This is a genomic window from Staphylococcus lugdunensis (genome assembly GCF_001558775.1).
Classification (GTDB): Bacteria; Bacillota; Bacilli; order Staphylococcales; family Staphylococcaceae; genus Staphylococcus; species Staphylococcus lugdunensis.
On sequence record NZ_CP014022.1, the window covers coordinates 796,275 to 808,754 of the forward strand.

Below are 12,480 nucleotides of genomic sequence, written 5' to 3' on the forward strand. Positions count from 1 at the left end.
GTACACTATATTTAAGGAGAATGAAGACATGCAAAAAATGATTGTAGTAGGTGCTGTAGCTGGTGGCGCTACCTGTGCAAGTCAAATTAGAAGATTAGATAATGACTGTAAGATTACAATATTTGAGCGAGATCGTGATATGAGCTTTGCTAATTGTGGCTTACCCTATTATCTAGGTCAAATCGTTTCATCTCGAGATCAATTATTACCTATTACCCCAAGCTCATTTAAAGAAGATAAAAACATTGATGTTAAAACATACCATGAAGTTGTCGCCGTCGATACGCAACGCAATATTGTAACTGTCCGAGATCGACAGAAAAATCAAACCTTTGAAGCAGCGTATGATAAATTGATTCTCAGCCCAGGTGCAAATGCTAACAAACTCAACAGCGATAGTCCTATGGTTTTTACACTTCGCAATATGGAAGATACTGACCAAATAGACAAATATATTAAAAAACATCACGCACAACGTGCACTTATAGTTGGTGCGGGTTATATTGCTTTAGAAATTCTTGAAAATTTATATCATCGTGGTTTAGATGTCACATTAATCCATCGCTCTGAACAAATTAATAAACTGATGGATAGCGACATGAATCAACCAATTTTGGAAATGCTGAACAAACATAAAATACCATATCGATTTAATGAAGAAATCGATGATATTGACGGCTCAATCGTTCACTTTAAATCAGGTCACTCTGAACAATATGATATTGTTATAGAAGGCGTAGGAACACATCCAAATTCTAAATTCCTTGAGTCTTCAAATATCCAACTAGATACACAAGGTTTTATTCCAGTAAATGATAAATTTGAGACAAATATTAGCAATGTTTATGCGCTTGGAGATGTGATAAAATCACATTATCGCCATGTAAATCTCCCTGCACAAGTCCCATTGGCTTGGGGAGCCCATCGTGCGGCTAGTATTATTGCTGAACAAATTGCTGGGAATTCAAATATTACTTTTAAGGGCTATTTAGGCTCAAATATTGTTAAATTTTTTGATTATTCATTCGCCAGTGTAGGTATAAAGCCTAATGAATTGAAGTATTTTGACTATAAAATGGTTGAAATTACTGGTGGAACACATGCTGGCTATTACCCAGGAAATGATAAATTGCATCTACGTGCCTATTTTGATACAAATAATCGTAAAATCATTCGTGCTTCTGCAGTAGGAAAACAGGGTGTGGATAAACGCATCGACGTACTGTCAATGGCCATGATGAATGACTTAACAATTGATGCACTTACCGAATTTGAAGTCGCCTATGCGCCACCATATAGTCATCCCAAAGATTTAATAAATATGTTGGGCTACAAAGCACGTAATCTTTAAAAATTTTAGGCAACGATTAATTAAATCTAGCATATAAAGCGAGCCATTATTACGAAGTATTGAAGCTAAAAATAAGCACAAAGATGATGTTGAATTTCAAACCATCTTTGTGCTTATTATCTTGAGATTTATATCCTATCCTGTTTTCTAGAGATAATGTACCAATCTCTTCTATCAAATGATTATTTAACTTAATCCAAACATTTTAGTTAATGGACCAAGCGGTAAAATAATTCCTAAAATGATTGTAATCACAATTAATGCAATTGTCGTCCAAAATAATCCTTGTGTTGATTCATGCTTTTTACGTTTTATGATCGTTACTTCCATTAAAGCAACTACTGCTATGCTACATACCATTTTGAGTGTCAATAACATGTGGTTGCCTCCACCACTTGCAAATTCTTTAATAATTATCCAAAATCCAGAGATTAACGTTAGCAAAATAACAACCCTCAACACCATATGTAATGGTTTAGCTGTAGGCGTTCCACCTTGTGTTTTCGAATAATTAAGATATGTCACTATAAACATTATAATCGCAAGCACCCAGCTTAAAATATGTACATGTAACAAAACTTTATCCCCCCACTAAAAAATATCAATAATTACTTAAATAAATATAACATATTTACCACTCTACTGTATTCATCATCATTTACATTTATAACAATACATGTGCATCAAATCATAATTAAAAAAGCCTTGCACCTGCACAACAGCGGAAACAAGCCTTTGAAATCGTAGACTAAAGTATAATATTCATGGAACCATTCATTCTACAATTCATCACTAAATACAGAATATGAATTTTTCACGTTAAAACGATAATTTCAATAACAAAAATGTGAGCGGGACAGAATTCATAATGAATTCGTAGTCCCGCCCCAGCAAGTTGACTAGGATTGAAAAAAGCTTAGTATAAGCGTATTTTTAATCCAGTCAACGACTGCTAATATATATTTCATAGCCTAAAACATAATGATGTCCCAGACTGATTTGTTATTAAGTAAGAGACGATTTATATCTTAACCTCTATAACTATATGTTTACACACTAACTTATTCTGCAATATATGTTGTTAACGTACCAATATTGTCAATTGTTACTTTTACTTCATCGCCAGGTTGTAAATATTGTGGTGGCTCCATTCCAGCTCCAACCCCAGCCGGTGTACCAGTTGCAATAATGTCACCTGGATGTAATGCGACATATTTTGAAATTTCTTCAATTAATTCATCAATTTTTAAAATCATTTCTCCTGTATTACCATCTTGACGGATATCATTATTTACTTTAGTCACTATATTTACATTTTCCGGTGTTGGTAATTCATCTTTAGTCACAATAAATGGTCCCATAGGGCAACCACCCGTTAAGCTTTTAGATAAAAATGCTTGGTCTTGAGCATCCTGCGCTTTACGATCTGTAATGTCATTGATAATAGTATACCCATAGACATAATCTAGCGCTAAAGCTTTAGGAATTTTCTCACCTGATTTACCAATAACAATACCAAGTTCACCTTCATAATCCAATTGATCTGTAATATCTTTATGATTCGGAATTGTAGCATTATCGCCGATTAACGATGAAGCTGCTTTTGTAAATACATAGAGGCGTTGGACTTCATGATTAAGTTCGCTCGCATGATCTTGATAATTTCTCCCAAAAGCAATAACATTATTTGGCGGTGTCACTGGTGGTAAAAATGTAATATCTTTGAATGCTATTTTATAATCCTCTGCTCTGCCACTATCTTCTGCAGCAACAACAGCTTTTCGTACTTGTTCTTGAAAATCTAACGTTTGGTTTTGTTGTAAGCCCGCTAATAATGATTTAGGATGAAAATCCCCTTCTGCAAAATCAGCAAATACTTTTGTTAAATCCCAAACCGCATCTTCACGTTTTACTTTCACGCCGTAAGATGTGACGTCTTCATGTTTGAATGACAAGAATTTCATTCATTATCAACTCCTCATCTATATCTTAACTCATATTATAACTATAATTTTCTTAAAATCACAAATATATATGTCCGAAAATTTCAAAAGTTAGCTCATACATTATGACAAACCTTGTTCAAATAATTTCGCTTTAAAAATCTTGATTGGACTGAACTATATGGATAATCTACCAAACTGGAAGAAATATAAAGAACCTTTTACTTCAGTATGGAGCATGGTTTCTAAAGCATTTTTATAATATTGCATTTGAATGCGATATTTTTCTTTAAGTTGTTCTCCTATTTCTTCATCTGTCATACCTTTTCGTCTATTAAAAGCATCTGTCTTATAATCAACAAAGTAATATTGATTATCTTTCTTATAAATTAGATCAATCATACCCTGAATAATCGCTACGTCTTCATGGTTATCTGATATATTATCAACTTTTGCTTGATTTACAACAAAAGGTAATTCACGATAAATTTGTTCAGCTTCTGCGATTTCAAGATATAAATCACTTTGAATAAACGTCATTATTTCTGGAAATTTAATGTCTTTCTTAGCATCATGTTCAATAATTTGTTGTGTGATTAAATGATCAATATATTGCTCCAATGCTTCCTCTGTCATACGCTCAGGTTTGAAAGGCAAATGTTGCATGACAGTATGCATTAATGTTCCTACTTCGTTGGCTTTACGCTTCGTAACATGACGCATAAATCTTGGCCGTTCATATGTCGCAACACCAATGCGATATTGTCGAACGCGATCGTAGTTCGTATTGCTTTCTTCAGTTTCCAGTTGTCGTTTTAATTCAGATACGGATTGCTTAGAAGGCTTAGTGGTATTAATCACGTTTGGATATTTAAACTTAAGCTGTTGCGTAATTTTCGCCTTAATATCATCGTTTCCTGTATCCAACGTATTAAGATCCGAAATAGAACGCTGCTCATTCATATCTTGATGATTAGCTTCAATAATATCTTCAAAATAATCAATAATGATATTTACGTTTGGTCTTATGTTTTCTGCTAAATTTGCAATATCATTTTCGAACATTAAATCCGGTGTCAGTTCATAGGACTTATGCTTCGACAAAATACCATAAATAAGTTCAAAAGGATGTTCTGCCGTCAAACGCTCATTAATAGCTATATGTGAACCTGAAATAGCTAATTTTTCGTACTCTTCAAGTTTTTTTGTGGATTTAAGTCTGCCAATTAAAATAAGTTGTTCCTTTGCACGTGTCAATGCCACATAAATTAAACGCATTTCTTCTGATATCATTTCTTTTTCTGTTATTGCTTTATAAGCAACAGATGACAGTGAAGGATATGCCATGTTTTTATCAATATCATAATAATCGATACCTAAACCATATTTTTGATTTAAGATAACTTGTTCCCGTAAATCTTTCTTATTAAATTCCCTTGTTAATCCTGAATAAATAACAAATGGAAATTCTAATCCCTTACTGCTATGAATAGTCATCATTTTAACGACATTATCATTAGGACCTACGATATTTTCTTCGCCAAAATCTTGGCCGCGGTCAATCAGTTCATCTATAAAACGAATAAATTGATAAAGTCCTCTAAAACTAGAATTTTCAAATTCGATAGCCTTATTAAATAATCCATAAAGATTGGCCCGTCGTCCTTTACCACCAATCAAACCACTGAAATATTGGATAACATAATGGTCATGGTAAAACTTATCTATGAGTTGGTAAACTGGATTACTTTGACTATAAATCTGATACATTTTAATATCAGCTATGAAATTTTGTAGTTTCTTTACTAATTTTTTATTAGCCAAATCATGGTTAATATAGTTCACAACAGATTGATAGAAATAGTCATCATTAGGACTGAAGACACGTATATTAGCTAATTCATCTTCGGTAAATTGATAGATGACCGAACGCATCAATCCTACTAAATAAATATCTTGTAAAGGATTATCTATTGTTCTTAAAAATGATAAAACTAATCGCACTTCCGTTTGTTCGAAATAGCCTTGTCTACTGTTCACGTGAAAGGGTATGTCATGATCTTTAAACGCTTGTTGCAAGTCTCTAGCTTGCGAAAAACTACGTTCTAAAATAACAATATCTTTATATGTTGGTTGACGATAGTGACCCGTTTTCATATCAAATATACGCTTATTTGCTAAAATATCTTTCACCTGTTTAACAATATATTCAGCTTCTTGTTCTGAGCCATTTAGTTCACTATGTTCTTTATCTGCTTCAATCAATGTACGCAGCTCTACTGGATGATCCACCTCATCAAATGGCGCACCATAGTACAATTGTGCAGCATCATCGTAACTAATTTCACCAACTTCTTCGTCCATCATGTGCTTAAATAAATAGTTAGTGGTACTTAACACTTCTTTTCTAGATCGGAAGTTTTGCGACAAATCAATGCGTATACCTGTGCCGTTACCCTCTGCATTAAAACGTTGATATTTCTCAATAAATAGACTTGGGTCTGCTTGTCTAAATTTGTAAATAGATTGCTTGACATCCCCTACCATAAATAAATTACCGTCTGCTTCTGAACCGGTCTTAATGCAGGATAATATTTGTTCTTGTACGCGATTGGTATCTTGGTATTCATCTACTAATATTTCAGCAAACTGTTCGCGATACATCTCCGCGATATGAGAAGGTGAGCCATCATCATTTGTTAATATTTGTAACGCAAAATGCTCATAGTCAGCAAAGTCTAGGATATTACGACTTCGTTTTTTTTGACCAAATGCAGTTATAACGTCTTTAACAATGTCTGCTAATATATTTACTCGTGGTGCCAACCTTTGCATATCTCGCTTTAAATCTTGCGCACTGCGTGAGAAATAGTCTGCTTGGACTTTGGATACAAGCGATTTATATTTATCGTAATATGCTTTAGCTTCAACAAGTGCATCACCCATAGTTTCATTTACTTCTTTTATCTTTTTAGTCAATGCAGGAAATCTACTGACAAATTCATGATTTGCAATTACATCACTTTGTATCATATCTCCATCAAAGGCTTTAGTCATAAAAGCCATTTCATCTTCAATGACAGCTATTTGCTTGTCCGTATCTTCAGCTAAAGTAAATATTTCATAGCTTTTACTTAAAGCCTCTTGTGCAGCACGTAAAAAAATACGCGACAAATCTGTCAACAATTGTAACAAGTTGTCTTGTTGTGCTTCATTTTGGTATGGTTTCACTAATTGGGTTAACCATTCAAAAGGATTGGGGTTCGCAATACTAAAGTAATAAAGAGATTTAATGATTGTTCTAAAGTCATCGTCATTTCTATCCTTAGACAATTGCTCTGCTAGTTCAATGAAATCGCTGTTTAACACATCATAGTAGTGTTCTAAAGTTTCATCTATGGTCTGTTCTAACAGTAAGATGTTTTCTGCTTCACTACTCGTTCTAAAATTAGGATCAACATCTAACACATCGTAATGCTGTTGTATTAGCTTTAAACAAAAACTATGCAATGTAGAAATTTGAGCTTGGTGTATCTTTATGCGTTGATTCTTTAAATGCGTATTATTAGGATCTTCAAGTGCTGCTTCTTGAATGCGTTGTTCTACCCTATGTTTCATTTCACGTGCACTTAAATTAGTAAAAGTAACCACCAATAATCGATCAACATCAACATTGTCTCTGATGATACGTTGAATAATTCTTTCTACTAAAACTGCCGTTTTCCCTGAGCCGGCAGCGGCCGCAACTAACACATCTTGACCTTTAGCATATATACTTTGCCACTGCGCATCTGTCCAAATTACCCCTTCGGGCTTGACTGGTATCATGCATCGTCACCTCCATCTTTAACCGCCTCTTGGATTTCTTCAATAGGATTAATTGTTTCATCAACTGTACGATATCGTTTACTATCAATCATGCCATCAACATGACAAACAGACTGATAGCTACAATATTGACAAGGTAAAGTTTGTTTATATTTTAATGGCGCCACTTCTGTATGTCCTGCCATAATATTAGATGCGGTTTCAATAAAGTTACGCTTATTATGCTCAATAAACTTCATGATTGTCGCTTCATCAGCGACTTGACTGCCTCGCTGATTTATAGTGTTTTTAGCTGTTTTTCCCACGGGTATGATATCAGACACAAATTTTGGTTCCATTCTTAAATCTAAAGCATTTAACACTTCTTCTGAGCTATTTACTAATCCACTCATTCTAAACGCTTTTTTAAAATCTAATTCTAACTGAACATTATCAATATCAGTCCAATGTTTATAATTGATGCGAGGTTCATGCACATGAAAATACAGCAATCCCCCTGGTTTAATTGTGTCTGATAATCCTAACCGTTCATGGTTCTGCAAGACAATATCCATATATGTCATCATCTGCATTTGTAAACCATAGTAAACCTTCTTTAAATCTAGCTTTGCACTTTCTTTTGACGATTTATAATCAATAATATTCACATAACTTTGATCATCTTCAGTGTAGGTATCTATGCGGTCAATTTGTCCTCTTATATTAATCGGAATGCCTTGAGTTGTTTGAAGTGATTCGGCCATAAGTTCATCTTGATGAGGCTTGCGACGAAATCCGGTTTCAAAGCGTTGTGGCTTAAATTTAGAATAGCTACTTTGGTATTTTAATGCGCCAAGTGTCGTTTCTATAATGGCGCCAATACGCTGCGATAAATAGCGATAATAAGCTGTAGAATTTAATAAATTAAATTGAACTTTCGGTAAAATTTCTTCAAGTGCTTCAGAAGTCAGCTGTTTGATTGTCTTAGCGTTTAAATGTTTAAAATCACCATTAACTCTGTCAGAAATGTACTTTAATACAGAATGAAAAATGTCACCAAGATCAAAGTTTTGCAATTGATATTTCGTACGCTCATTTAAGCGTAACCCATGAGAAGCATAGTGTTTAAATGGACATTGTTGATATCCTTCAAAACGTGACACACTGGCATTAATCGCTTTACCATATAATTGCTGTGCCAATGGATCACTCAATTGTACAGTGTGATTATCATAAGTTAATGACGTTAATAAATAATCAAGTCCATCATTTAATTGTGCATCATCTCGCATGACTTGATACGTATCTATCCATGTATCTGCAACGATTTCATCATCAAGCCATGCACGTAAAGCTTCAAATAAATGAATTTTAGTTTGATGGCCATGTTCAACGAGTAATAATGGTTGTTGCGCATGAACATAATTTAAATTATCTATCTGCATGTTTGTATAAAGCTGCTTAATTTGAGACAAAAATGGACTGATTTCTTTTTCATCGCCAGAATTACCCATTAAGCTGTACGAAAAAGTTACTTGTTGTGTCGCACGTGTCATTGCTATATAACATACAAATGCTTCATCCATCTGCAAAACATCTGATGTTGGACTCAACTCAATATGAGTTTGTGTTTCAAAAAATTTCTTTTCTTCATCAGATATTAAGCTCGTAGAAGCAATCGGTTGAGGTATCACGCCATCATTCATACCAACCATAAATACTTTAGCCTTGTTGTCTACTTTAGCTAAATCCATGCTCCCTATTGATACTTGATCTAGCGTTTGAGGAATCATGGCAAATTCTAACTGTTCTAAACCAATATCTAGTACTTCGTTAAAACGTTGTAATGACATCTCAGTCGTTCCAAATACTGTGACTAAATCATCTAAAATTTGAATGATGCCATTCCAAATTTGATCAATTTCTTCTGCTTCTTCATACCGATGATCAGCCTCTAACGTATCACGTATAGTCATTAATTGATTAGGCAGTTCAAAATATTCCATGCTTTCGTAAAATGCCGTAGCATAATCAATGACAGTATGCGCATCATTCATCGCCTGTTCGAAATAGAGAATTTTATGAACCACATCATCTTTTAGTCGCACAACCTTTTCAAAGGTTTCTTGTTCTTCAGGTGTAAGCTGATGTTCTTTACGCCCCATTTTCTGGAAATGTTCTATTTGAAATCGAGATTCATCAAACCAACGTTTCCCAGTGATACCGCGTTCTAATACAAAATTTTCTAATAAATCAATAAGATAACTGCTGTTTTTTATTTGGGATGTTAAGATATCTGTTTTAAATAAGCGCAGCATAGCATCTGTACTCCAATTTGTACGCATAACTTCTATTAATGAACGCACCATTTCCATGATAGGATGATGTGTCATAGATTTCTTTATATCAATATGAAATGGGATGTCAAATTGTGGCAGGATAGATGCTAATAGATATGCATAGCTTTCATCTCGATACAGTATAGCTATGTCTTGATACCTTAAGTGTTGCTCACGCGTCGCTTTAATAATTTGTCGTGCAACTTCATTGACTTCTTCTCGTATACTTGCTGCTTCAAGTATTTGAATGTGACCTTGTTGTTGGATTGGATTAATTTGTAAAGCATCAAATTCTTGTTCTAAGTGCACTAAATCATGATTAGTAAATCGATGTTGTTGGTTAAAATGTTTGCGATTTAAAGTTATATTTAATTCTGCTGCAATTTCTTCTAAATGTTGTAATACTTCAGATGGCTTTCTAAATAGACTAAATGGATCAGTATTTCCATCAGTTGTTAGAAGTACAGTTACCTTCTTAGCATACTTCACTAAATGTTTGATAATGTCGTACTCTAATGATGAAAAGTTATGGAAACCATCTATATAAATTTCAGCACGCTTCAACCATTGTGACTGTGGCATAACATTAATGAATTGTTTCAGCTTATCTTCTGATGTGATATAACGTCCAGCAATTTGACGCTCAAACGCATTATAAATTAATGCAATATCTTCTAATTTATGTTGCGTGCGTGTAGGTAATGAATGTTGTGTCACAAGCGATTGCAAATCCTCAGGCGTTACAACATATTTCTTAAAATCTTGTATTTGTTCTGCTAATTTCTCACTAAAGCCATAATATTTAGCTTGAGAATGATAAAGCTTTAATTCCTGTTGGTGATTTTGAACAATATCATAAATCATCATTTCCATGGCTGATTTAGATAAGCGTTCTTCTGATAAGCCACCTACTTCTTGAAACACACGATGGCTTAATCGCTCAAAATGTAGTACTTCTGTTCTAAGACTTCCATACAATTCATGGTCGCTTACAAAAGCTTGTTCCAACTGAAAGGTACTTTGAGTAGGGGCTATGAGTACAATCGGGTCTCCAAGAGGTTGGCGTTTCATTTCTGATTTAATGTCACTAATCATTTGATAGGATTTGCCGGTCCCAGCTCTTCCGATATATGTATTAAATTCCATAAATATAGCCACGCTCCTTTATTAAATTCATTTTAACACAGAACATACGTTTCTATATAGTGATTTTATGAGGTTGTTCGCAGATAATCGAAAATACTTTTTATGATAAATAAAAAGAGACGTTGCGCATTGAAATGCAATCATCTCTTGTCTATATCATTAGCTCATATCAGGGTTAAAATTAAATTTAAAATCAGTTAATGGCCAAAATCTTAAAGACACTTTACCGACAATTTGCTTTTCATCGATAAGTCCAAAAGCACGGCTATCTTTACTTACCTCACGATTGTCTCCTAACACGAGGTATTTATGTTGAGGTATGACATTAGAATTATGTTTTGCACCGGCCAAATCTTTTATATCTAAAGATCCAGTAATATACTCTCCTTGCTTACGTTTCATATTGTATTCGAGATAAGGTTCTTTTACTTTTTTTCCGTTTATAATAAGTTGATCATCTCGATAGTATACTTTGTCACCTGGTGTGCCTATAACGCGTTTAACATAATCATCCTTTTGGTTAGCATGGAAGACAATGACATTCCCCTTTTTCACAGTGCCTACTTTATAGACGATAATATTGACCAGAACATGATCGCCATCTTTTAATGTTGGATTCATTGAGTCGCCTTTAATGGTATATGATTTCGCTACAAAATTAATGATTAGTATGACTAAAATAATACCTACCGCTATAGCTATTAACCATTCTGTCAATTCCTTTTTCACATAAACACCTCCTTTATCGTTCATAGTTATAACGAAAATGATGGAAAGGATAATAAGTTAAATTAACATCACCAATAATGTCTTTTTTATCTATAAGTTGATATGACTGAGATTGCTTATTTAATCGACTATCATCAGATAGTACAAGGTACTTATCAGGTGGAATGATATCTCCTTCTGAATGAGGTAAATTGCGTAACTGAAAGTCTGTTTTTATATTTTTAGCATATGGTGCTTTAATTTGTCTATCATCTCGATATAATTGCCCCTGCTTGACTTCAACTGATTCACCAGCCATACCGACAATTCGACTAAACTTTAAATCACCATGTTGTCGGAACATAACGACATCGCCATGTTGTAGTATGTTAAACGTCACTTTGACTTTATTAACAATGACACGATCATTTTTTTGTAAAACAGGTGCCATGTTCTGTTGCTTTACTACTGCACCTTGAATAATAAAAACATTTAAAATGAAAACAAAAATTATCGCAGCAATAAAAGCTATTATATATTGACTAACTTTTTGCACCTTGTCACTTCTCCTTTGATTGACCCATAAAATACTTTTCAACTTGTTTGCCAACAATCCATAATACAACTGTAACTAAAATCAATAATATGCCACGAATAGGATGCGTAAATAATGTTGTTATTCCTGTGCCCATCATGCCTAATAATAATATAGAAATCAATTTAGAGATTAGCAAAATAATAAAGTAATATTTAGTCTTAATATGGGATAAACTTGCAACAAAATTCACTAACGTAGTGGGCGTAAACGGGAAGCATAGTAAGATAAATATAGGCACCAGTCCTTGTCTATCTATAAAATGAATAAGCCTTTTCACCGCTGTTCTTTGCTGAATTTTAAGCATAAATTTGGAATGAATAAATCGTTTGCAAATAAGATAGACTGTAAATGTACCTGCTACAATTCCCAACCAAGATATAATAATTCCTACAGTAAATCCATAAGCATGAATAACAACTGTAATATAAAGAAATAACGGTAAGATGGGTACCATAGCTCTTAAATATAGAAGTAGAAAGCCAGCCAAATAGCCCAAATCTCGAAACGCATCAAACCATTGTTCAATTTGTTGTAACATGAGTGACCTATCCCTTCTATAAATAATGTCTGACATTGCTATTTACTTAA

The 12,480-nt window shown here is 33.8% G+C and carries 8 protein-coding genes; 1 reads left to right on the forward strand and 7 read right to left on the reverse strand.

Translation table 11 applies throughout. The annotated features are described in order from the left end of the window. Positions 1-28: 28 nt before the first annotated feature. Positions 29-1,351: a CoA-disulfide reductase gene (locus AL499_RS03775; RefSeq protein ID WP_002493120.1), complete on the forward strand. Its 1,323-nt coding sequence runs from the start codon at positions 29-31 to the stop codon at positions 1,349-1,351. Positions 1,352-1,537: 186 nt separating this feature from the next. On the opposite strand, the gene AL499_RS03780 is transcribed toward AL499_RS03775, so the two are convergent. From AL499_RS03780 to AL499_RS03810, 7 genes are all read right to left on the reverse strand, one after another. Then, positions 1,538-1,927 (reverse strand): YisL family protein, encoded by a 390-nt coding sequence (locus AL499_RS03780; protein ID WP_062248866.1) that lies wholly within the window; start codon positions 1,925-1,927, stop codon positions 1,538-1,540. Positions 1,928-2,412: 485 nt separating this feature from the next. After that, on the reverse strand, positions 2,413-3,315 hold the full coding sequence (locus AL499_RS03785) for a fumarylacetoacetate hydrolase family protein (protein WP_002459533.1): 903 nt from the start codon (positions 3,313-3,315) through the stop codon (positions 2,413-2,415). Positions 3,316-3,471: 156 nt separating this feature from the next. After that, positions 3,472-7,122: a helicase-exonuclease AddAB subunit AddA gene (gene addA / locus AL499_RS03790; RefSeq protein WP_002493135.1), complete on the reverse strand. Its 3,651-nt coding sequence runs from the start codon at positions 7,120-7,122 to the stop codon at positions 3,472-3,474. Continuing rightward, entirely contained in the window at positions 7,119-10,586 is a 3,468-nt protein-coding gene (gene addB / locus AL499_RS03795; protein ID WP_002493113.1) for a helicase-exonuclease AddAB subunit AddB, read from the reverse strand. The genes addA and addB overlap by 4 nt, the downstream gene beginning before the upstream one ends. A gap of 159 nt (positions 10,587-10,745) precedes the next feature. Next, on the reverse strand, positions 10,746-11,315 hold the full coding sequence (gene lepB / locus AL499_RS03800) for a signal peptidase I (RefSeq protein ID WP_062248869.1): 570 nt from the start codon (positions 11,313-11,315) through the stop codon (positions 10,746-10,748). Between the two features lie 13 nt (positions 11,316-11,328). Further along, complete coding sequence (gene lepB, locus AL499_RS03805; protein WP_002459537.1) at positions 11,329-11,850, reverse strand: signal peptidase I; 522 nt, start codon at positions 11,848-11,850, stop codon at positions 11,329-11,331. A gap of 4 nt (positions 11,851-11,854) precedes the next feature. Then, positions 11,855-12,430, reverse strand: a complete 576-nt coding sequence (locus AL499_RS03810) for a TVP38/TMEM64 family protein (protein WP_002493116.1) — start codon at positions 12,428-12,430, stop codon at positions 11,855-11,857. Positions 12,431-12,480 lie beyond the last annotated feature (50 nt).

Excerpts from the sequence above, each read along its gene's own strand:
- AL499_RS03785 (WP_002459533.1), bottom strand. The coding sequence starts at position 3,315 with ATGAAATTCTTGTCATTCAAACATGAAGACGTCACATCTTACGGCGTG.
- addB (WP_002493113.1), bottom strand. The coding sequence starts at position 10,586 with ATGGAATTTAATACATATATCGGAAGAGCTGGGACCGGCAAATCCTAT.
- AL499_RS03775 (WP_002493120.1), top strand. The coding sequence starts at position 29 with ATGCAAAAAATGATTGTAGTAGGTGCTGTAGCTGGTGGCGCTACCTGT.
- AL499_RS03810 (WP_002493116.1), bottom strand. The coding sequence starts at position 12,430 with ATGTTACAACAAATTGAACAATGGTTTGATGCGTTTCGAGATTTGGGC.
- addA (WP_002493135.1), bottom strand. The coding sequence starts at position 7,122 with ATGATACCAGTCAAGCCCGAAGGGGTAATTTGGACAGATGCGCAGTGG.